This window comes from Microbacterium sp. NPDC057741 (genome assembly GCF_042798735.1).
Classification (GTDB): Bacteria; Actinomycetota; Actinomycetes; order Actinomycetales; family Microbacteriaceae; genus Microbacterium.
The window spans coordinates 810,246-829,881 of record NZ_JBHVJW010000002.1 but is presented as its reverse complement, the minus strand read 5'-3'; the positions used below and the strand labels follow the sequence as shown (position 1 = coordinate 829,881).

Here is a 19,636-nt window from a genome sequence, read left to right as displayed (position 1 = left end):
ATGCTTACTCTCCGGCGTCCTTGAGGCCGAGGTTCGCGTAGTAGATGTAGCCGGTCTGCGCAGGGTTGGAGTACGCCCCCGCGACGTTCGAGCCGGTCATCTGCAGCGGGGTGTCACGCACCAGCGGGACCACCGGCGCGAGGTCCATGATCGCCTTGTCGATCGACAGGTACTCCGCGTCCTGCGCCTGCGGATCCGTCATCACGCTGGCCTTCGCGAGGCGGTCGGTGATGCTCGGATCGTTGAGCTGCGAGTTGTTGTAGTTGCCGGTCTCGTAGATGCGGTCGCCCGAGAACAGCGGAGAGAGGAATCCGTCGCCGTTCAGCCACGATCCGCACCATCCGGTGATCGCGATCGGGTTGGCCTGGGTCGGGGTGTAGATGACCTCGTAGTAGGTGGACGCGTCGATGATGTTCAGCTTCACGTCGATGCCCACCTTGGCGAGCGACGCCTGCACCGCCTCGGCCTGCGCCTGCCACTTCGGCAGCGCACGCACGTCCATGGTCACCTCGAAGCCGTCGGGAAGGCCGGCCGCGGCGAGCATCTCCTTGGCCTTCTTCACGTCGCCCTTGGAGTCCTTGGTCGCGTAGGTGTCGAACTCCTCCCAGCCCGGGATGGAGGGCAGCAGCATGTCGGACGCAACCGTCGCCAGTGCCGGGCCGCCCGTGGCGGTGATCACGCTCTGCTTGTCGATCGCGTAGTTGACGGCCTGCCGCACCTCGAGCTTGTCGAACGGCGCTGCGGTGGTGTTCATCGTCATGTAGGTCGTGCAGTTCGGGATGTCGCGGACGGTGCGCCCCTTGACGTCTCCGGCCTGCACCTTGGCGATGTTGGCGGCGAGCAGCGACGACGACGAGATCGCGTTCTTGTCCTTGCCCTGTCCCGCGATCAGTCGCTGGTCGATCGTGTTCTGGTCGAGACCGAGTTGGAACTCGAACCCGTCAGGATTCGCCTCGCGCACCGGATCGGTCTTCTGGTCCCACTCCTTGTTGCGGACGAGTTCCATCTTCGAGCCGCGCGTGTAGGAGTCGACCTGGTACGGGCCCGATGCGATCGGCGTCTCATCCAACTGGGTGGTCGTGGTGATCTTGTCCTTGGGGAACGGCGTGAACATCTGCATCGCCGCGACCTGGTTGAAGCTCGTGAGCGGCTGCGAGAGCACGAAGGTGATCTTCTTGTCGCCGTCGACGGTGATCGAGTCGAGCCCGGCGGGGTCCTTGTAAATGCCCTGGTAGTCCTTGGCGCCCTTGATGTACTGGATGTGGAAGTCGCTACCGGTGCGCAGCGCGGGGTCCATGGAGCGCTCGAGGGCGTACTTGACATCCGCCGCGACGATCTCAGTGCCGTCCTGGTACTTGATCCCGTCCTTGAGCGTGAACGTCCATTCGGTGTAGTCGGCGTTCGGCGTACCGGCGTCCGTCGCCAGGTCGCCGACCACCTCCGGTGTCTTCTCCCCGGGCTTCACCTTGTAGGTGGTCAGCTGCCGGTAGATCAGCTGGTAGAAGTTGTTCACGCCGCCGTCGTTGCCCATTGCCGGGTCGAGGTGCGAGAAGTCGGTGGGGCTGAGCACGGTGACCGTGCCGCCCTTCGCCGGATCACCCGTGTAGACGGCGAAACCCATGTCGTCGAGTGAGCTGCCCTTGCCTCCCGAAGCGGATCCGCCGTCGGTGTTCGCGGCGGAGCATCCCGTCAGCACGAGCAGCGCGGCGAGACCTACCCCGACGGCCTTCGTCTTGATTCTTTTCATTGCAGGTCCCTTTCCTCATCGTTGAGGTTCTGGTGCTGGCGGTCACACCGTGGTGACCGCCCGGGTTTGGCGCGATGCGACATGTAATATGTCACGTATCAGTGTAGGCGTGCGCGGAGAGTCCCGTCAACCTCGGCCGAGGCCTCTCCTGATCCACATGGATCAGGAGAGGCCTCGAAAGTTGTCGACGCGGAACGTCAGCGGGCGAACGCGCCCCACTCGGTCGAGCGTCCGGCCTCGCTGAGGCTCTGCGGCACGCCCCACGGGTTGTCGTCGCGGAGCGGCTCGGGCAGCAGCGCCTGCGGCGCGTTCTGGTACGAAACGCCGCGCAGGAATCGGGTGATCGCCGCCGTGCCGACGCTCGTGCCGTCGCTCGTGGTGGCCGGGTACGGGCCGCCGTGCTGCATCGCGGGGGTCACCGAGACGCCGGTCGGCCAGCCGCCGAACAGCACGCGCCCGCTGGTCTCGGCGAGCGCCTCGACCAGTTCGGCGAGCGAGCCGTCCTCAAGTTCCTCCGGTCGTGCGTGCACGGTCGACGTGAGGTTGCCGGGGAAGAGCCCGGCGTGCAGTGCCGGCAGCGTGGACAGGTCGGAGTACCTCACGATCACCGACAGCGGCCCGAACGACTCGTCGAGCAGCGCGTCGCCGGCGGCGACCAGGGAGTCGACGTCGACCGCGACGACGGTCGGGGTCGCGTAGGTCTGGCCGTCCTCATCGGTGCGGGTCTCCCCCGCCGACAGGACTTCGACGCCGGAAGCGCCGAGCACGTCCTCACGGCGCTGCGCGAACGCGCGCCCGATGCCGGGGTTCAGCAGCCGGTGCTCGGCCACGGCGCCCGCGGTTCCCGAGACGGATGCCAGATCGGAGTCCTCCGGCACGAACAGGAATCCGGGCTTCGTGCAGAGCTGCCCGGCCGAGCCCGACACCGAGGTGACGAAACCGTCCAGCAGGGCCTCGTCGGCGTATGTCGCGTAGGCGGGGTTCACGCTGCCGAGCTCGCCGTAGAACGGGATCGGCACCTCGCGGGCGGCAGCGATGTCGGCCAGCATCCGTCCGACGTGCGTCGAACCGGTGAACGCGCCGGCGCGGATGCGCTCGTCCTTCAGCAGGTCGACGCCGTTCTGCTGGCCCTCGATCAACTGGAACACGCCCTCCGGCATCCCGGCGCCGCGCAGCGCGTCGATGACGACGGCGGCTGTCGCGCGGGACAGTTCCGGATGCCCGGAGTGCGCCTTCACGACGACGGGGCAGCCCGCGGCGAGCGCGGCGGCCGTGTCACCGCCTGCGACCGAGAACGCGAACGGAAAGTTCGACGCGGCGAAGTTCAGCACCGGGCCGACCGGCTCCAGCATCCGGCGCAGGTCGGGACGAGGGCCGATCACGTACTCCGGGTCGGGGGCGTCGATGCGGGCATCCAGGTACGCACCGTCGACGATCGTGTCGGCGAACAGCCGCAGCTGCCACGAGGTGCGGCGCACCTCGCCGGTCAGTCGCGCCTCGCTCAGGCCCGTCTCCCGCATCGCGATCGCGATGAGGTCGGATGCCGCGGCATCCAGCGCGTCCGCGACGGCGACCAGCGCCGCCCCTCTGTCACGCGGGCTGGTGTGCGCGAACGCGCGCGCCGCGGCGGATACTGCGGCAGCGACCTGGTCTACGGTCGGGGTCTCGGTCGGGGTCTCGGTCACGTCGCTCTCCTCGGTCTCAGTCACGGGTCTCAGTCAGGGTCGGGGGCGAGGCGAGCGCCCACCGCGGAGCTGTGCGCTTCGCGCGGACGGATGCTGCGCGCCGACCCGCGACCGGCGCACATGTCCGCACGAAGCGTCCGCCATCAGAACACGAACCCCTCGGGGAACGGGTCGTTCTCGTCGAGCATGTACTGGCCGAACCCGGTGACCCAGGCGCGGCCGGTGATCGTGGGGATGACCGCGGGCCTGTCGCCGACCGTGGTCTCGCCGATCAGGCACCCCGTGAACTCCGTTCCGATGAACGACTCGTTCACGAACGGGGTGTCCAGCGCCAGTTCGCCGCGGGCGTGCAGCTCAGCCATCCGCGCGCTGGTGCCGGTGCCGCAGGGCGAGCGGTCGAACCAGCCGGGGTGGATCGCCATCGCGTGCCGGGAGCGCACCGCATCGGACCCCGGCGCGATGAACTCCACGTGGTGCACGTGGTTCGCGCCCTCGAGCACGGGATGCACGGGCGGGGCCTGCTCGTTGATCGCGTCCATGATCGCGAGGCCCGCGGCGATGATGTCGTCCTGGCGGGCGCGGTCGAACGGCAGCCCGACCTGATCGAGGTCGACGAGGGCGTAGTAGTTGCCGCCGAACGCGACCGAGTACGTGATCTCGCCGATGCCGGGCACGTCGATGCGCTCGTCGAGCCGGTCGACGAAGCTCGGCACGTTCTCGATGGTGACGTCCACGGCGCGGCCGTCCTCCACCCGCACGCGGGCGATGACGAGCCCGGCCGGCACGTCGAGACGGATCTCGGTCACCGGCTCGGTGACCTCGACCATGCCCGTCTCGACCAGCACGGTGGCGACGCCGATCGTGCCGTGGCCGCACATCGGCAGGAATCCGGATGCCTCTATGAAGACGACGCCCCAGTCGGCGTCGTCCCGTGCCGGCGGCTGCAGCAGCGCGCCCGACATGGACGCGTGCCCACGGGGCTCGTTCATGAGGAACCCGCGCAGCCCGTCGAGATGTTCCATCGCGTACAGGCGACGGTCGTTCATCGTCGCGCCGGGGATGCGTCCGACGCCCCCGGTGACGACGCGCGTCGGCATCCCCTCTGTGTGGGAGTCGACGGCCTGGATGGTGCGGCGAGCGCGCATCAGCAGCCTCCAAGTGAAAAGTGGGGAGGGAGGGGATGCCGGACTGCGGCATCCCCTCCCTGAATCATCACACGCGTCAGGCGAGCACGGCCGAACGGGCAGCGAGCGCCGCCAGGGCGCGCTCGGTGTCGGCGGTGACCTGGGCCCGCTGCTCGTCGCTCAGCGGTCCACGCGGCGGGCGGGTCGGGCCGCCGTAGGAGTTGCCGCAGATGTCCATCGACAGCTTGATGGCCTGCACGAACTCAGTGCGCGAATCCCAGCGGAACACGGCCACCAGCTGCTCGTAGAGCGCCTTCGCCTCGTGCCACTTGCCGTCGGTGAGCAGGTTGTACAGCTCGACGGCCTCACGCGGGAATGCGTTCGGGTAGCCGGCGAACCAGCCGACGGCGCCGTTGACCATGAGCTCGAAGAGCACGTCGTCGGCACCGGCGATGATGTCGATGTCGCAGAGCTCCTTGATCTCGTACACGCGGCGCACGTCGCCGGAGAACTCCTTGATCGCGACGACCTCGGGGATCTCGGCGAGCTTGGCGACCAGCGAGGGCACCAGGTCGACCTTGGTGTCGAACGGGTTGTTGTAGGCCATGATCGGCAGGCCGGCCTTCGCGACCTCCTCGTAGTGCGCGATGACCTCGCCCTCGTTGGCGCGGTACAGCGTCGGCGGCAGCAGCAGCACGCCGTCGGCGCCGTCCTCACGGGCGTACTCGGCCCACTGGCGGGCCTGGTGGCTGCCCACGCCGTGCGCGCCGGCGATCACGATGCCGCGGCCGTCGACGGCCTCCACGGCGACCTGGATCACCTTGCGGCGCTCGTCCTCGGTCAGCGAGGAGTACTCGCCCAGCGAGCCGTTCGGGCCGACGCCGCGGCATCCGTTCGACATCAGGAAGTCGACGTGCTCGCCGAACTTGTCGTAGTCGACGGCCAGGCCGGCCGGTGCCGACGAGTCCTCCTTGAACGCGAGGGTCGTGGCGACGACGACGCCACCCAGGTCCATGCTCTTCTCGGTCATGCTGTTCTCTTTCATTCGTGGGTGTGCCGGTGCGCGGCGAGTTCGCCGATGCGCACCGAGGAGAGGACGGGTCTGCGGTCGAAACCGGATGCTGCGCCGATGATGTCCTCGACGCTTCGTCCGCAGGTGCGGCCCTGGCAGGGGCCGAGGCCGGCACGGGTGGCGAGCCGCATGCCCCTGCTCGACGCATCCGCGTACTCGCGGAGGGATGCCGCGGTCGCCGCCTCGCAGCGGCACACGACGGTGTCGTCGTCGAGCCAGGCGGTCCAGCCGGGGCGGATCTCATGGGTCCGCAGACGCTGTGCGAACGCCCGCATCCGCCGGCGCGCGGCGAGCGGCTTGCAGTAGCGCAGGTCGGCGCCAGGGACCCCGGCGGCGGCGAGTCCGGCGATCGCGCCTTCGGCGAGTGCAGCATCCGCTCCCCCGATGCCGGTGATCTCGCCGGCCGCGTGCACGCCGGGGATGCTGGTGAGCTGCTGCCCGTCGACCTTCACGAAGCGCTCGGAGGTGATCTCGCAGCCGAACTGGATGGCGGCCTCGAGGCGCGGCGTGAAGCCGTGCCCGAGGGCGACCGAATCGCACTCGACGATGCGCTCCGTGCCCGCGATCGGACGCCAGTCGCTGTCGATGCGCGAGATCGTGACGGCCTCGACCGAGGTGGTGCCGTGGATGCGCGTGACCCCGCTGCCGAGCCGGTACGGCGTGCGGCCGCGCAGCAGGGATGCAGCGTACGAGCCCAGCTCGCCTGCCTTGCCCGCGGCGGCCGTGAGCTCCCAGGGCTTGCGGCCCCAACCTTTGACGAGCGTGCCGGTGGTGGCGGCCTCGACCACCTCGACGACCTCGACGCCGAGCAGTGCGGCGCTCTGTGCGACGGGCAGCAGGAAGGGACCCGCACCGGCGACGACCATCCTGGTGCCGAGAGCCACTCCGTCGCGCTTGGCGAGCGCCTGCACGGCACCGGCGGAGGTCACTCCCGGCAGTGTCCAGCCCGGCACAGGGAGCACCCGGTCATGCGCACCCGTCGCCAGCACCACGGCATCCGCTTCGAGGGTCTCGGCACGGCGCTGCGCGTCGTCGACCGGGCCGGTGAGGGTGTGCACGCGCAGCGGCTCGCCTGCTTCCACACGCCAGACGCTCGTCGACGACAGCACGCGCACATCGGCGAGGCTCTCCTGCAGCGCGCCGAAACGAGCCAGCTGATGCTGCATCCGCGGGTCGGTGAAGGCGGGATGGTGGCGCCAGAACTGCCCGCCGACGCGCTCGCCCTCGTCGACGAGCACGACGTCGGCGCCTGCGTCGGCGGCGGATGCTGCGGCGGCGAGCCCCGCGGGGCCCGCACCGATGACGACGATGCGCGTCATGCCCGCGCCTCCCGTTCGACGATGTCGCCTGCGCAGGCGGTGCGCTGGCAGGCCCGGACGCCCTCAACGCCGTTCACGGTGACGACGCAGTCCTGGCAGACGCCGATGCCGCAGAAGATGCCCCGCTCACCGCCCTGCGCGTCGCGCCAGGTGCGGTGGCCGTTCGCCAGCAGGACGCCGCCGATGCTCTGCCCGTCGCGCCCCTCGAGCTGCTCGCCGTCGAAGCTGATCTGCACGGTCATGCCGGAGCCCCCTGCAGTGTGGGCCGACCGGGGAGGAACGGCGTCGGGTCGAGCGGCGCGGGCGTGCCGAGCACGGCGTGCGCGATGAGCGCGCCGGTGGTCGGCGCGAGGCCGATGCCCGCGCCCTCGTGGCCCGCGGCGTGGAACAGCCCGGCGATGCGGGCATCCGCACCGATCGCAGGGAGGTGGTCGGGCGCGTAGGGCCGGAAGCCGTAGTAGGTGCGCAGCAGCATGGTGTCGCGCAGGAACGGGAACAGCCGGGCCGCCTTGTCGGCGATCTCGGCCAGCGGCTCCAGCAGCCCCTCACCCGAGAAGCCGACGCGCTCGCGGCTCGATCCGATCAGCACGGTGCCGCCCGGCGTGGACTCCACGACCGTCGAGGTCTGCAGTGCGGCATCCCCCGACCCGACTGCGCCGACGTAGTCGGCGTCGTAGACCTTGTGGAACACCCGCTGCGACATCGGCACCGTGACCAGGATCGTGCCACGGCGCGGACGGATGTCGAGCTCCGAGTCGAACAGCGCCGCGGCGTCGCCCGACCACGGCCCGGCACAGTTGACCACGGCATCCGCGTCGATCCGCCCCTCGGGCGTGAGCACGCCGCGCACGCGGTCGCCGTCGACGAGTCCGCCGGTGACCTCGGTGATGCGGAACTGCGCGCCGAGGTGCCGGGCGCGGGCGAGCATCGCCTGCGTCGCGAGGCTGGGCTGCACCTGCGCGTCATCCGGGTAGTGCACGCCGAGGGCGACCTCGGGCGAGAGGTGCGGTTCGGCGGCACGCAGAGCCGCCTCGTCCAGCATCTCGGCACGGATGCCGATGCCGCGCTGTCCTTCGGCGAAACCCTCAAGAGCGGATGCCCCACCGGCGAAAGCCACGACGATGCCCCCTTTGGCCTCGAACTCGGTCGCGGGCTGACCAGGCACGCGGTCGGAGTCGAGCCGCTCGGCGAGCTCGCGCCAGGCGCGGTTCGCCTCGATCGCCATCAGCGCCTCGGCTCCGGGCTCCTTGTCGGACACGAGGATGTTGCCCTCGCAGCGGCTCGAGGTCTCGCCGGCGACGCCGGTGCGGTCGAGCACGATCACCTCGGCTCCTGCTTCGGTGAGCGCGAGGGCGCAGGCCGCGCCGACGGCGCCCGCACCGATCACGATGACCCGCATCCGTTCGCCTCCTCCGCGCTCGGTCTAGCTGTACCGTGTGACATATTACTCTAGTTCGAGCGGAACGTCGAGTCCCTCTCGCACCGGACATCTCGCGTCGGAGAGCTAGCCGGAAACGACGCGGCTCAGCCCTCGTCCTGGCCGCTCCACAGCCCGCCCACGTGGCGGATGTGCCGGCGCATCAGAGCCTCGGCATCCTGTCCCTTGCCCGCGACGAGCAGGTCGACCAGTTGGGCATGCTCGAGCGAGGTCGCGATCAGCGCGTCGGACTCGGCGAGCTGCACGAGACCGACCAGACGGGTCTGCTGCCGCAGTTCGCGCACGGTCTCGACCAGCTTGGGGTTTCCGGTGCACTCCAGGATGCGCAGGTGGAACTCGGTGTCGGCCGCCAGATACTCGTCGAAGCGGGCCTCGCGTGCCGCGGTGACGATCCGGTCGGCGATGACGCGCAGCTCGGCGACCGTCTCGTCGCCGAGGTTGCCGGCGACGACGACCATCGGCGGCGCCTCGAGCAGCATCCGCACCTCGCTGAGGTGACGCAGCTCTTCGGGCGAAACCTCGGTGACCTCGAATCCGCGGTTGCGGATCGGGCGCAGGAATCCGCGGCGGGCGAGATTCAGCATCGCCTCGCGCACCGGGGTCGCGCTGACGCCGAATTCGCCGGCCAGAGTGGGCACCGTGAGCACCTCGCCCGGGGGGATCTCACCCGAGACGATGCGGGAGGACAGCTGCCCCTCGACCTGCTCGCGCAGGCTCTCGGCCGGCGACAGCAGGGTGGCGAAGCCGCTCACAGGTCACCACGGCGATAGTCGGTCATGTGGCATATGGTACCGCGCGCGACCGCCGCGGCCCGTGTCACCAGCCCGCGGCGACGTCCGCGTGGGTCTGCAGGATGCCCTCGGTGCTGCCGGCCGGCGCGCGGCCGATTCCGCACTCGGTCGCGACACCGAATTCCGGCACGAAGGCGGACGCCGCGGCGATGCGCCGCCGTGCACCCTCGGCGCCGTCCTCACGGTGCACCAGGCCCAGGTACAGCTCGTTCACCGGGGTGAGGCCCGCGAGCGGGGCGAAGTAGGCCGCGTCATCGCGATCGATCGGCACCGGAAGATGCAACCAGGTGAGGTCGCGGCCCGCGGCGGCGATCACGGCGTTCGCGTAGCGCACCAGGTTCCCGGCATCCGTCGGCTCGATGAAGTGCTTCTCGCCTGCGTCGCCGTAGCAGAGGTGCACGCCGACCTCGACGTCGGCGGGGACGGCATCGATCAGCGCGACCAGGCGCGAGACCACTCCGTCGAACGGATCGCCCGGCCACCAGGCGTCCATGACCTTGCCGTAGCCGGACGCGCGCTCGATGATGCCCATCTCGCTGGCCACGTCCCACTGGATCGCGAGGTCTTCGTGCGGGATCGCGGCGAGGATCTCGTCGAGCTCGCGCAGCATCGCGTCGGCGTAGACCGGCTCGATGGCGGCACGGTCATCGCCCGAGAAGTACGACGAGACGACGGCCAGCGGTGTGGGCAGCGACACCTGGAAGCGCACGTCCTGGGCGACGGCGCCCTCATCGCGCAGGCTGCGGAAGACCTCGTACGACTCCAGGGCGGCGTCGGCGTAGCCGAGCGGCGGGAGTTCGATGACGGCAGCATCCACGCCGTCGGCGAGGCGGAGAGGACGCGCGTCGATGCCCGCCTTGAACGGGATCGGGTTCTCGCCGACCCGTTCGATGCCTTCGGCCTCGCCCAGCACATCGGGCTGGAACATGATCCAGTGGAACCTCTTGCCGACCTCGCCGTCGGGGATGCGGCGGAGCAGTCCGCCCAGCATCTCGGCGGCGGTGCGGATCGTCTTCTCGGCGTCGTCGTAGTTCACGCTGCCGACGAGCAGCGCGCCATGGGGCTGGGTCATGCCTCCATTATCCGCCGACGTACTCGGCCAGATTCCGAAGTGACGCCTCCAGGCCGGCTCTGTGGTCCTCCGCGGAGATGCCGGAGGGCACGTTCTCGGCACGGAAGACGACCTCGGATGCCGCGCCACGGGCAGTGACCTCCCAGGTCATCCGCATCGTCCCCGCGAAGGCGGGGTCGTCGGAGACGAAATCGAAGTCCTGCACCACGCGGACCCCGGGAGCGACCTCGACGAAGGTGCCCGCCACGACATCCGTCCCGTCACCGGTCTTGCCCGTCTCGTCACCGTCGTAGCTCAGCACGATGCGGCTGGCGCCGCCCTCGCGCAGGTCGTACTGCTCGACGTGCCCGGTCATCCCGTCCGGTGGAAGCCAGCGCTCCAGAGCTGCAGGATCGGTCAGCGCCTTGTAGACGCGCACCGAGGATGCGCCGATCGTCGCGGTCGCCTCATCTGTTCTCGTCATGCTCCCCACGCTACGGATCGGACGAGCTCCCCGTAAGGTCGTTGCATGGAATGGCGCGAGGACAGGATCGGATCGGCTGCGCGCGGGGAGAACCCGACGGTGCTCGGCGAGACCACGGCGGGCTATGCGGTCATGGGCGATGTGCAGTTCCTGCCGGGGTACAGCGTGCTGCTCAGCAGGAACCCCTCGGCGACCGCCCTGGCCGAACTGCCGCGTGCGGAGCGCGTGCAGTACCTGGCCGACGTCGATCTGCTGGCGACCGCCGTGGAGCGCGCCTGCCGCGCGCACGACCCGGCATTCCGGCGGATGAACATCGAGATCCTCGGCAACACGGACGCCTTCGTGCACGCGCACATCTGGCCGCGGTACGAGTGGGAGCCCGCCGACATCATCCACAAGCCCGTCTGGCTGTACGACAGTTCGCACTGGAGCGACCCGGCGCATGCTCTGGATGCCCGGCACGACGCCCTGCGCGCCGCGATCGCAGCCGAACTGGCCGAGCTGCTGGCCGCCGAGGTCTGACCGCGTCACTCAGCGCAGGTGGCCCACCCTAGACAGGACGGATGCCGGGCATCCATCCTGTTCTCGCGGAATCGCCTGCTCTTAGGCGGCCGCGACCCGCAGCTGTACGGTGCACTCAGCGGGATTCGCCGCCGCACGGACGCACTCGGCGGCGATCGGTCCGCCGGCCTGGGTGAGCACGCCCTGCATCAGCCCGAGGTGCACCTGGCACAGCAGCGGCCGGTTCTCCGGCGATGCCGCGGCGTGAGGGCAGGGCGTGAGCTCGACGGTCATCCCGCGCTCGTCGATGATCGGGTCGAAGCCGCTCTCCTCGAGATGCTCCACCAGCGCATCGAGCTGATAGGTGGCCTCGCGCCCCAGCTCCGAGGCATCCGTGTGCAGCACGCGGCGCATCAGGTCGCCGCGGCGGGCGGCCTCATTGACCTTCTCGCGGGCGACCGGGCTGGAGGCACCGGGGGCGCCGGTCGCAGCGCTGTACAGCGTGCGCGGGCGCCCGCGGACGGTGCGGTGCTCGGTCTTCTGGATGATGTAGCCGCCCTCGTCGAGACGCTGCAGATGCTCACGCACCGTGTTCGGGTGAAGGCCGGTCTCCTCGCAGATCTCGGCGATCGTGCGATCGGGTCGCGTCTGGACCAGGTGCAGGATCTGCACCCGTGAATAACTCGAGATCGGCCCGCAGACGGGCCTGGCGGTCACCATGCCAACAGTATGACCCAGCGTCCTGAACGGCTCGGGAGAAGGGGCCGTGAATAATGGCGCGGGGTGCGTGGACCAGTCGCTCGGACCGGCGGATGCACCCCGCACTGGCGGATACCGCTCAGAAGGCCGGCCCTAAGCTGGGGCCATGCTCCAGGCTGCGGTGATTACGGTGTCGGACCGTTCGGCGGCGGGCCTGCGGCCCGACGGGTCGGGCCCGGTGGCGGTCGAGGCGCTGCGCGCGGCGGGCTTCGCCTGCGACGACGCGAGCATCGTTCCCGACGGAGCCGACGCAGTGGAGGCGGCGCTCCAGGCGGCCGTCGCCGACGGCGCCCGGCTGATCGTGACCAGCGGAGGCACCGGCGTCGCGCCGCGGGATGCCACTCCTGAGGGCACCGCTCGGGTACTGGAGCGCGAGTTGCCGGGCATCCCGGAGGAGCTGCGCCGCGTCGGCGCGGCACGGAAGCCTGTCGCCCTGCTCACGCGCGGGCTGGCCGGCGTCGCCGGCGGCGCGCTCATCGTCAACCTGCCCGGCTCACCCGGCGGCGTGCGCGACGGCATGCCCGTGATCCTCTCCGTCGCCGCGCACGTGATCGCACAGCTCGACGGCTCGGATCACTGACTCCACGCCGTCTGGCAGCCCCAGGCTCCGGTCTCAACCGTTGCGGGTTGCAGGCGGGCAACACCCGCAACCGGTGAGACGGGAGCTGCGGAAAGATCAGGAGTCGCGCTCCGGCCAGGTGCCGGCGAGGTCGACCACGGCGGCGACGGCCGCTCGGATGTCATCGGGGGAACCGCCCTGTCGGCCGGCGACCAGACCTACCACGAAGGCGCTGAACGGTGCGGCCGGGCGGGCGACGCCGTTCGCGACGTCGCGAGCCAGATCGAGGATCAGCGCGATCGGCACGTCCTCGGCGGAGAGGTCGAAGCGCTCACGCAGGGCGGACGCCCATTCCTCGAGTGCCTCGGGCGGCAGGGGGTTCTTCTTGTCAGTCATGCGTGGTCTCCTCGGTCATCTGCGACGCTATCGCGCCGGCTCGTCCGCGCGCTCGCGCCAGATCCTCAGGGGTGTCGACGTCGGCGGTCAGCCCGTCGTCATCGGGCAGCAGAACCAGGTCGAGCTCGCCGAGCAGGGCGCGGCAGGATGCCCCGGCGACGCGGTCACCGAGCTCCGCGACCTGCCGCCGCAGAGTCGCCGTGCGGTACACCCCGGCGAGCCACTGCGGATGCCCGTCCGCGACGAACACCACCCCATCGGAGCGCTCAGGGATATGCGCGACCAGCAGCGGCACGGCCTCGTGGGCCCGCGGCAGGTCACCGGCGAGCAGCGCCACCCACTCCCCCGCATCCGCTCCGTCGAGAGCCGCGGCGAGCGCCGCGACAGGACCGCCGAACGGCGGCTCCTCACGCACCCACAGCACCGGAGCGCATGCGTCGAGCTCGGGCCCCACAGCGACGATCGGACGGCAGCCGGCATCCTGCAGCGCACCCACGGTGCGCGCGAACAGGGTGGTGCCGCCGACGTCGAGGAGCGGCTTGTCGCCGCCGCCCATGCGCGAGGCGCGTCCTCCGACCAGCACGACCGCGCTGAGGCTCGCTGGATCCTGGTCGCTCATGCCTCCACTATTGCCGGACGGCTCCGCCGATGCCAGCATCCGGTGCCTCCGGTCGTTGAGCGAGCGAGGAACGAGCGAGCGTCGTACTGAGCGAGCGGAGCGAGTCGAAGTGACGAAACGCGCAACATCCGCTGACAGGCCACAGCCTCTCGTCTCGCTTCGCTCGCTCAACGACCGGGGTGCGACGCGTCAGGCGAGGATCCGGCGGACGGCGTCGGCCACCGTCGCGGCGGTGAACGTCGGCACTGGCTCGGCGACGGCCCGGACTGGTTCCTGCTCCGATGCCGTCGTGATCCAGACCGTCTGAAGGCCGACGCTCTGACCGCCGACGACATCCATCTCGATGCTGTCTCCGATCATCCAGCCGTCCAGCGGCGCCTCGAGGCGTCGCGCAAGCTCCCGGAAGATCCCGGGCTCCGGCTTGCGGACGCCGATCTCGGATGACACGACCCAGCCGTCGACCAGCTCTGAGAGCCCGGTCGCGCGGATCTTCCCCGCCTGGTTGTCGACCATGCCGTTGGTCGCGATGCCGATGGTCCAGCCGGCGGCGCGGAGATCGACGAGAGCCGCACGGTCCTCATCGGTGCAGCGGACCAGTTCCGGCATCTGCGTGCGATAGCCGACCCAGACCTCGTCCGCGGCGACAGGCAGCGCGAAGCGCTGGACCAGTGCGGCGAAGACCTCGCCCTTCGGACGGCGTTCCGCGAGTGCGGCGGAGATCACGTCACAGGCATCCGGTCCGAGCGACCATTCCTGGGCGAACTGCTCCGCCCAGATGCGGGCCGCGCCCTCCTGATCGACGAGCGTCCCATCCAGGTCGAAGATCGCGAGCGGCACGGCGACAGCCTACGCCGGGGCTCAGCGGGGACATTCCGCCTGCGGCATCCGCGATTCTGCAGATCTCCAAGATCTTGCAGCGACGGCCCCGCAACCTGCGCCGCTCGCTCACCGCGCACGCGGCAGCAGCACCCCGGAGATCCGCGAATTCCCGGAGACAACCGACCCGCAGCATCCGCGATTCTGCAGATCTCCGAGATCTTGCAGCGCGACGGCCCGCAACCCGCGCGGCTCGCTCACCGCGCACGCGGCAGCAGCACCCCGGAGATCCGCGAACTCCCGGAGACAACCGGCCCGCAGCATCCGCCAACCCCGCAGATCTCCGAGATCTTGCAGCGACGGCCCCACGACCCGCGCCGCTCGCTCACCGCGCACGCGGCGGCAACACCCCGGAGATCCGCGAAATTCCGGAGACATTCCGCCTGCAGCATCCGCGATTCTGCTGATCTCCGAGATGGCGCACGCCCGGCAGGAACGTTTCGTCGCCCTCGTTCCTCACCCGCGCAACGACCGGGGACCTCACATCCCCGTGTGCCCCAGCGCCGCGAAGCGCTCCCGACCGCGGGCCGTGATCGTCAGGGCGCGGTCGTCGCGGCGGCGGCGCAGCCAGCCGTCGTCGATCATCGCGTCGAGGATGCTGGGCCCGAGCCTCCCGGCGATGTGCGGCACCCGCTCGGTCCAGTCCGCGCACGAGCGCACCGCGGGCCGCGGCGAGCGCTGCCAGCCCAGTGCCAGCCCGAGGGCGTCGCCGATGACGGTCACATCCTCGCCGGCGGGCAGGATCCATGCGCCTTCCGCATCCGCGATCCAGGAGCGCTCCACGGCGAGTTCTGCAATGAACACCCCGGCACGACCGGCCAGGTGGTCGTAGCAGGAGCGCGCCTCACGCATCGCCTCGCGCCGGTCGAAGGTGGTCGCGGAGTTCACCTTCGCCTCGCCGGACAGCTGCAGCAGCGCCTCGACCGCGGTCGCGACGGCGGGGTCGGCGAGGCTGGCCAGTCGCGCCCTCCCCTGCTGCTCGACTCTGATCAGCCCGGCGGCCTGCAGCTTCGAGAGATGCGCGCTCACCGTCGACGGCGCGAGCCCCAGCCGCGTCGCCAGCGCACCCGCGGGAAGCGGCGTGCCACCGAACAGCTCGTGCAGGATGCGCAGCCGTGCTGGCTCGCCGAGCACGCGCCCGAGCTCGTCGAGCGGAAGCCGCACCTCGCTCATCACGCCAGCGCCGCCCTCGCCGCGTCGGGGTCGTCCACGACCAGCACCTTGTGGTTGCCATGGTCGCTGTACTGCGCGAACAGGCGCACCCGTGCATTCGCCAGGCGGGTCATGATCCTGCCCAGCTCGCCCGGGATGTCAGCATCGAGCGGCACGATCACCGTCGGACGCAGCTCCACGCCACGGATGCCGGCGGACTGGAGAGTCTGCACAGCGGCATCCCCCTCGGCGACGAGGTAGTGCGCGACGTCTGACCACATGCCTCCTCCCTCGAGCGAGATCCCGGCATCGCCCAGGACCGCGCCGATCCGGGCGAGCGACGTCGCACCGTCGGGCGCGGGAACGCTGATGTCGTACATGGTCATGCCGCCACCTCCGCCGTCTCGGCGATCTCCACGTCAGCGACCAGTCTGACCGGCGTCGCGAGCGTGTTCGCGATGCAGCACTGCTCATGCGCGGTCTCGAGCAGCTCGCGCACCGTCCACTCATCCGTGCCTCGCCCCGTCACCGCCACGTGCAGGGTGATCTCGGTGATCCGCATCGGCACGGCGTCGGCGGGCGTGATGGCCTCCGCCTCGTCGGTGTAGCCCACGATGTCGACCTTCGCGAGTGCGGCCACCGCGAGGAACGACAGCAGCTGGCACGAGCTCGCCGCCGCGAGCAGCAGCTGCTCGGGGTTGGGCAGTGCGGCGTCGCCGCGGAACGCCGGATCGGCACTCACCGTCAGCGAGCCCGCCTCTCCGAGACCCACCGCGTGCGCGCGTCCATATGTCCGGTAGCCCCCGCCGGTGCTGCCGGTCCAGTCCAATTCTGAGGAGTACGTGTGTGTCGTCATGCCTTCATCCTGGGGCGGAATCGTTTCGATGGCGGACGAAATGTGCCCTTCCTCTCGCGGGTCCTGAGCGCCCTTCGTCACTTCGTCTCGCTGCGCTCGCTCAGCACGGCGCTCGTCGCTGCGCTCCTCGCTCAGGATCCGCGAAGCGAGCGTCGTGCTGAAGGGCGCTCAGGGGCCGGGGTCGAGAAGCACCACGTCGACGAGGTCGCCCGCCTCGACCGACGTCACCGCCTCCGGCACGATCGCGTAGGCCTCCGCCCCTCCGAGCCCCACGACCAGGTGCGATCCCGAGCCCCCGCGGCCGGCCGGCCGCACGACCGGCCGCGCCGGATCACTGCGGTCGATCACCGCGGGCAGGTACTGCCGCCGCCCCGGCGCAGAGCGCCACCGCTCGCCCGCGGGCAGCCGCCACACGGCCCGCGGATCCTCGGGCACGAGCTGCATTCGCAGAAGCGCAGGCCGCACGAACACCTCGAACGACACCGCCGCGCTCACCGGGTTGCCCGGCAGCCCGAACAGCAGCAGCCCGGCATCCGTCACGCCGAAGCCCTGGGGTTTGCCGGGCTGCATGGCGACCTTCGTGAACTCCATCGCGTTGCCGAGGCTCTGCCGCACGACCTCGTAGGCGCCGGCACTGACACCACCGGAGAAGATCACCAGGTCTGCAGCCAGATCCGCGGCGAGCGCGACGGCCTCGGCCGGCCCGTCACCGGAGTCGTCGACGACCCGCCTCCCGATGACCTCGGCCCCGGTCTCGGCGACCAGCCCCGCGATCAGCAGGCTGTTCGACTCCGGGATCGTGCCGCGGGTCAGCGGCTGCCCTGGCGGCACGAGCTCGCTGCCGGTCGCCACGGCCAACACCCGCGGACGCCGCGCGACCACGACCTGCGCGATCCCCGCGGAGGCCAATGCGGACAACTGCCGGGCGCCGAGTCGGATGCCGGCGGGCAGCACTTGGCTCCCTGCGGCGGCGTCCTCTCCTGCTGCGCGCACGTGCACGCCGGGTCGCCGGGGCGCAGACAGCACGACGGCGGTTGCCAAGGAGTCGGCCAGTCCGCCCGCGGTGTCCTCTAACGGGATGATCGCGTCGGCGTCGGTCGGCACCGGCGCGCCGGTCATGATCCGCGCGGCCTCACCGGGTCCGATCGCCGGGTCGAGTGCACTGCCCGCCGGCAGGTCGGCCACGACGCGAAGACTCACCGGATGCTCGGCCGCCGCGTGCGCGACATCCTCGAACCGCACGGCGAAGCCGTCCATCGCGGAGTTGTCGAACGGCGGGACGGCGCTGCGCGCGGACGCCGGCTCGGCGAGCACACGGCCGGATGCCTGGTCCAGCGGCATCTGCTCGACCGCCGGCGGCCGCACAGCCGCGAGCACACGGGCAAGCTGCTCCTCCACGGATCGGAGTGTCATCGGGGGCGCCCTTCGTCTCGCTTCGCGGATCCTGAGCGAGGAGCGCAGCGACGAGCGCCGTGCTGAGCGAGCGCAGCGAGACGAAGAGACGAAGGGCGCTCAGGACCCGAGGAGAACCGGCGTCCCACGTCTCCACGCCGTGATCCTCCCTCAAGACCCGAGGACAGACAGCGCGCCACGTCTCGACGCTTCGCTCGCTCAGGACTCGAGGACAGACGGCGCCCCACGTCTCGACGCTTCGCTCGCTCAGGACTCGAAGAGAAGCGGCGCCCCGCGTCTCCACGCTGCGATCCTCGCCCAAGACCCGAAGACAGAAGGCGCCCTTCGTCTCGCTTCGCTCGCTCAGGACCCGGGGAGATCGTCACGGGCGGCGCAGCCGCGCCGGATCCGGAGCCGCCACCGGGTCCCAGCCGCGCTTCGGGGCCCGGCTTCCGCGCTGCTCGTCGCGTGAGCGGTACACGATGTACGGCCGGAACAGGTATCCGACCGGCGCCGAGAACACGTGCACCAGGCGAGTGAACGGCCACAGCGCGAACAGCAGGCACGCCGTGATCACGTGCAGCTGGAACAGCAGCGGAACGCCGACCATCAGTTCGGGATCGGGCCGGAAGATGATCATCTGTCTGATCCACGGCGAGATCGTCTCGCGGTACGCGAACCCGCCGCCGAACACCTGGTGCACGACGGTCGCGGCGGTGCCGAACAGCAGCGTCGCTCCGAGGAAGACGTACATCACCTTGTCCATGGTCGTGGTGGCGAGGAACACCGCCGCCACCGTACGCCGTCGGAAGATCAGGATCGCCAGCCCCGCGAGCGTGAGCAGCGCGGCAGCCGTCCCGAGCACCGTCGCACCGATGTGGTACATCTCCTCGTTGATCCCGATGGCGTACAGCCACTCGCGCGGGATCAGCAGACCGACCGCATGCCCGGCGATCACCATGAGGATCCCGAGGTGGAACATCGGCGAGCCCCACTGCAGCAGCTTGTTCTCGTAGGTCTGCGATGAACGCGTCGTCCAGCCGAACTTGTCGTACCGGTAGCGCCAGATGTGGCCGAGGATGAACACCGCGGCGCACACGTACGGCAGCACGACCCACAGCAGGATCTGCACAGTGGTCACGATCACTCCCCCGTCCGGAATACAGGCATCGGCAGACTGAGGCCGACCGTCTCGGTCGGCGGGCCCTCGTTCACGAGCGCGAGCACCCGCTCCTGGGTGCGCTGGTCCACCTGCGGCAGCGACAGCGTCACCGCGCGCACCACCAGCGCCCATGGGCTGTCCATGCCCTCGAGCGCGGCGCGCAGCACCTCGATGCCCTCGCGATGCGCGGTGAGCAGGGCGCTCGCCACCTCGGAGTCCGAGCGCGCCGAGAACTCCAGCACTGCGGGCAGGTAGTCGGGAAGCTCGGCCGCGTCGAACTCCCAGCCCGCCGCACGGTACGCGTCGAGGAAGGTCACCAGCGCGGTGCCGCGCCGGCGCGTGTCACCGGTCGCGAAGTAGCTGAGATAGAGCGAGCACTTCCGCTTGAGGTCGAACGTGTTCACGTAGTCGCGCTGCCAGACGGATGCCCCGGCTTCGGATGCCCGGTCGATGAAGTCCGTCAGCGGTGCGGCGACCGCCGCCGGGAGACCGGCGGCGTGCCCGCGCAGCTCACCGAGCCTCGCGAACCACGCAGCATCCGGGTAGTCGAGCAGCAGCGAGGCGAGCATGTGCACGGTGCGGCGCTGCGCGCCGGTCAGCGAGACCGGAGTGAGTGCCTGCTCCGGCATCCGGCGTCTCGGTGTTACGCGGGG

Annotated in this window: 22 protein-coding genes; 2 read left to right on the top strand and 20 right to left on the bottom strand. The window is 70.4% G+C overall.

Annotated features, from left to right (window positions below; all coding sequences use genetic code 11):
- Positions 1–4 precede the first annotated feature (4 nt).
- From ACFVDO_RS10820 to ACFVDO_RS10775, 10 genes are all read right to left on the bottom strand, one after another.
- Positions 5–1,747 (bottom strand): ABC transporter substrate-binding protein, encoded by a 1,743-nt coding sequence (locus ACFVDO_RS10820; RefSeq protein WP_378855851.1) that lies wholly within the window; start codon positions 1,745–1,747, stop codon positions 5–7.
- A gap of 197 nt (positions 1,748–1,944) precedes the next feature.
- The gene (locus ACFVDO_RS10815; protein WP_378855853.1) at positions 1,945–3,432 is read right to left on the bottom strand and encodes an aldehyde dehydrogenase (NADP(+)); all 1,488 of its coding nucleotides are present in this window, start codon (positions 3,430–3,432) and stop codon (positions 1,945–1,947) included.
- 143 nt (positions 3,433–3,575) lie between these two features.
- Positions 3,576–4,577, bottom strand: coding sequence for a proline racemase family protein (locus ACFVDO_RS10810; RefSeq protein ID WP_378855855.1), 1,002 nt, complete (start codon positions 4,575–4,577; stop codon positions 3,576–3,578).
- Positions 4,578–4,653: 76 nt separating this feature from the next.
- Entirely contained in the window at positions 4,654–5,586 is a 933-nt protein-coding gene (locus ACFVDO_RS10805) for a dihydrodipicolinate synthase family protein (RefSeq protein ID WP_378855857.1), read from the bottom strand.
- An 11-nt stretch (positions 5,587–5,597) separates the two neighbouring features.
- A complete protein-coding gene (locus ACFVDO_RS10800) occupies positions 5,598–6,947 on the bottom strand; it encodes an FAD-dependent oxidoreductase (protein ID WP_378855859.1) in 1,350 nt (449 codons plus the stop codon).
- The gene (locus ACFVDO_RS10795; RefSeq protein ID WP_378855861.1) at positions 6,944–7,189 is read right to left on the bottom strand and encodes a (2Fe-2S)-binding protein; all 246 of its coding nucleotides are present in this window, start codon (positions 7,187–7,189) and stop codon (positions 6,944–6,946) included. Before ACFVDO_RS10795 ends, ACFVDO_RS10800 begins: the two co-directional genes overlap by 4 nt.
- Entirely contained in the window at positions 7,186–8,346 is a 1,161-nt protein-coding gene (locus ACFVDO_RS10790) for an NAD(P)/FAD-dependent oxidoreductase (protein WP_378855863.1), read from the bottom strand. The genes ACFVDO_RS10795 and ACFVDO_RS10790 overlap by 4 nt, the downstream gene beginning before the upstream one ends.
- A gap of 125 nt (positions 8,347–8,471) precedes the next feature.
- Positions 8,472–9,137 carry a GntR family transcriptional regulator gene (locus tag ACFVDO_RS10785; protein WP_378855865.1) on the bottom strand — a complete coding sequence of 222 codons (666 nt, stop codon included), beginning with the start codon at positions 9,135–9,137 and terminating at the stop codon, positions 8,472–8,474.
- A 64-nt stretch (positions 9,138–9,201) separates the two neighbouring features.
- Positions 9,202–10,248, bottom strand: coding sequence for a hypothetical protein (locus ACFVDO_RS10780; RefSeq protein WP_378855867.1), 1,047 nt, complete (start codon positions 10,246–10,248; stop codon positions 9,202–9,204).
- Between the two features lie 7 nt (positions 10,249–10,255).
- Positions 10,256–10,711 carry an SRPBCC domain-containing protein gene (locus ACFVDO_RS10775; RefSeq protein WP_378855869.1) on the bottom strand — a complete coding sequence of 152 codons (456 nt, stop codon included), beginning with the start codon at positions 10,709–10,711 and terminating at the stop codon, positions 10,256–10,258.
- Between the two features lie 45 nt (positions 10,712–10,756).
- On the opposite strand from ACFVDO_RS10775, the gene ACFVDO_RS10770 reads away from it, so the two are divergent.
- A complete protein-coding gene (locus tag ACFVDO_RS10770; protein WP_378855871.1) occupies positions 10,757–11,233 on the top strand; it encodes an HIT family protein in 477 nt (158 codons plus the stop codon).
- An 81-nt stretch (positions 11,234–11,314) separates the two neighbouring features.
- On the opposite strand, the gene ACFVDO_RS10765 is transcribed toward ACFVDO_RS10770, so the two are convergent.
- A complete protein-coding gene (locus ACFVDO_RS10765; protein ID WP_378855873.1) occupies positions 11,315–11,932 on the bottom strand; it encodes a helix-turn-helix transcriptional regulator in 618 nt (205 codons plus the stop codon).
- 145 nt (positions 11,933–12,077) lie between these two features.
- Here ACFVDO_RS10765 and ACFVDO_RS10760 point away from each other — a divergent pair, with 145 nt between their 5' ends.
- Positions 12,078–12,551, top strand: coding sequence for a molybdenum cofactor biosynthesis protein B (locus ACFVDO_RS10760; RefSeq protein ID WP_378855875.1), 474 nt, complete (start codon positions 12,078–12,080; stop codon positions 12,549–12,551).
- A gap of 96 nt (positions 12,552–12,647) precedes the next feature.
- Here ACFVDO_RS10760 and ACFVDO_RS10755 read toward each other — a convergent pair whose 3' ends face one another.
- From ACFVDO_RS10755 to narJ, 9 genes are all read right to left on the bottom strand, one after another.
- Positions 12,648–12,926 (bottom strand): DUF6457 domain-containing protein, encoded by a 279-nt coding sequence (locus ACFVDO_RS10755; protein ID WP_378855877.1) that lies wholly within the window; start codon positions 12,924–12,926, stop codon positions 12,648–12,650.
- Positions 12,919–13,545: a molybdenum cofactor guanylyltransferase gene (locus ACFVDO_RS10750; RefSeq protein WP_378855879.1), complete on the bottom strand. Its 627-nt coding sequence runs from the start codon at positions 13,543–13,545 to the stop codon at positions 12,919–12,921. Before ACFVDO_RS10750 ends, ACFVDO_RS10755 begins: the two co-directional genes overlap by 8 nt.
- Positions 13,546–13,734: 189 nt before the next feature.
- Complete coding sequence (locus tag ACFVDO_RS10745) at positions 13,735–14,382, bottom strand: HAD family hydrolase (protein ID WP_378855881.1); 648 nt, start codon at positions 14,380–14,382, stop codon at positions 13,735–13,737.
- A 519-nt stretch (positions 14,383–14,901) separates the two neighbouring features.
- Positions 14,902–15,594 carry an ArsR/SmtB family transcription factor gene (locus ACFVDO_RS10740; RefSeq protein ID WP_378855883.1) on the bottom strand — a complete coding sequence of 231 codons (693 nt, stop codon included), beginning with the start codon at positions 15,592–15,594 and terminating at the stop codon, positions 14,902–14,904.
- Positions 15,594–15,959 (bottom strand): hypothetical protein, encoded by a 366-nt coding sequence (locus ACFVDO_RS10735; protein ID WP_378855885.1) that lies wholly within the window; start codon positions 15,957–15,959, stop codon positions 15,594–15,596. The genes ACFVDO_RS10740 and ACFVDO_RS10735 overlap by 1 nt, the downstream gene beginning before the upstream one ends.
- Positions 15,956–16,429, bottom strand: a complete 474-nt coding sequence (locus ACFVDO_RS10730) for an OsmC family protein (protein WP_378855887.1) — start codon at positions 16,427–16,429, stop codon at positions 15,956–15,958. Before ACFVDO_RS10730 ends, ACFVDO_RS10735 begins: the two co-directional genes overlap by 4 nt.
- A 168-nt stretch (positions 16,430–16,597) precedes the next feature.
- Entirely contained in the window at positions 16,598–17,842 is a 1,245-nt protein-coding gene (glp, locus tag ACFVDO_RS10725) for a gephyrin-like molybdotransferase Glp (protein WP_378855889.1), read from the bottom strand.
- A gap of 361 nt (positions 17,843–18,203) precedes the next feature.
- Complete coding sequence (narI, locus tag ACFVDO_RS10720; protein WP_378856126.1) at positions 18,204–18,953, bottom strand: respiratory nitrate reductase subunit gamma; 750 nt, start codon at positions 18,951–18,953, stop codon at positions 18,204–18,206.
- A gap of 11 nt (positions 18,954–18,964) precedes the next feature.
- Entirely contained in the window at positions 18,965–19,612 is a 648-nt protein-coding gene (narJ, locus tag ACFVDO_RS10715; RefSeq protein ID WP_378886858.1) for a nitrate reductase molybdenum cofactor assembly chaperone, read from the bottom strand.
- Positions 19,613–19,636: the final 24 nt, after the last annotated feature.

What these genes read in the sequence shown, in the direction of transcription:
- ACFVDO_RS10755 (WP_378855877.1), bottom strand. Translation starts at nt 12,926, where the DNA reads ATGACTGACAAGAAGAACCCCCTGCCGCCCGAGGCACTCGAGGAATGG.
- ACFVDO_RS10800 (WP_378855859.1), bottom strand. Translation starts at nt 6,947, where the DNA reads ATGACGCGCATCGTCGTCATCGGTGCGGGCCCCGCGGGGCTCGCCGCC.
- ACFVDO_RS10760 (WP_378855875.1), top strand. Translation starts at nt 12,078, where the DNA reads ATGCTCCAGGCTGCGGTGATTACGGTGTCGGACCGTTCGGCGGCGGGC.
- ACFVDO_RS10820 (WP_378855851.1), bottom strand. Translation starts at nt 1,747, where the DNA reads ATGAAAAGAATCAAGACGAAGGCCGTCGGGGTAGGTCTCGCCGCGCTG.
- narJ (WP_378886858.1), bottom strand. Translation starts at nt 19,612, where the DNA reads ATGCCGGAGCAGGCACTCACTCCGGTCTCGCTGACCGGCGCGCAGCGC.
- ACFVDO_RS10765 (WP_378855873.1), bottom strand. Translation starts at nt 11,932, where the DNA reads ATGGTGACCGCCAGGCCCGTCTGCGGGCCGATCTCGAGTTATTCACGG.
- ACFVDO_RS10770 (WP_378855871.1), top strand. Translation starts at nt 10,757, where the DNA reads ATGGAATGGCGCGAGGACAGGATCGGATCGGCTGCGCGCGGGGAGAAC.
- ACFVDO_RS10735 (WP_378855885.1), bottom strand. Translation starts at nt 15,959, where the DNA reads ATGACCATGTACGACATCAGCGTTCCCGCGCCCGACGGTGCGACGTCG.
- ACFVDO_RS10790 (WP_378855863.1), bottom strand. Translation starts at nt 8,346, where the DNA reads ATGCGGGTCATCGTGATCGGTGCGGGCGCCGTCGGCGCGGCCTGCGCC.
- ACFVDO_RS10810 (WP_378855855.1), bottom strand. Translation starts at nt 4,577, where the DNA reads ATGCGCGCTCGCCGCACCATCCAGGCCGTCGACTCCCACACAGAGGGG.
- ACFVDO_RS10740 (WP_378855883.1), bottom strand. Translation starts at nt 15,594, where the DNA reads ATGAGCGAGGTGCGGCTTCCGCTCGACGAGCTCGGGCGCGTGCTCGGC.
- ACFVDO_RS10775 (WP_378855869.1), bottom strand. Translation starts at nt 10,711, where the DNA reads ATGACGAGAACAGATGAGGCGACCGCGACGATCGGCGCATCCTCGGTG.
- ACFVDO_RS10750 (WP_378855879.1), bottom strand. Translation starts at nt 13,545, where the DNA reads ATGAGCGACCAGGATCCAGCGAGCCTCAGCGCGGTCGTGCTGGTCGGA.
- glp (WP_378855889.1), bottom strand. Translation starts at nt 17,842, where the DNA reads ATGACACTCCGATCCGTGGAGGAGCAGCTTGCCCGTGTGCTCGCGGCT.
- ACFVDO_RS10795 (WP_378855861.1), bottom strand. Translation starts at nt 7,189, where the DNA reads ATGACCGTGCAGATCAGCTTCGACGGCGAGCAGCTCGAGGGGCGCGAC.
- ACFVDO_RS10780 (WP_378855867.1), bottom strand. Translation starts at nt 10,248, where the DNA reads ATGACCCAGCCCCATGGCGCGCTGCTCGTCGGCAGCGTGAACTACGAC.
- ACFVDO_RS10805 (WP_378855857.1), bottom strand. Translation starts at nt 5,586, where the DNA reads ATGACCGAGAAGAGCATGGACCTGGGTGGCGTCGTCGTCGCCACGACC.
- ACFVDO_RS10730 (WP_378855887.1), bottom strand. Translation starts at nt 16,429, where the DNA reads ATGACGACACACACGTACTCCTCAGAATTGGACTGGACCGGCAGCACC.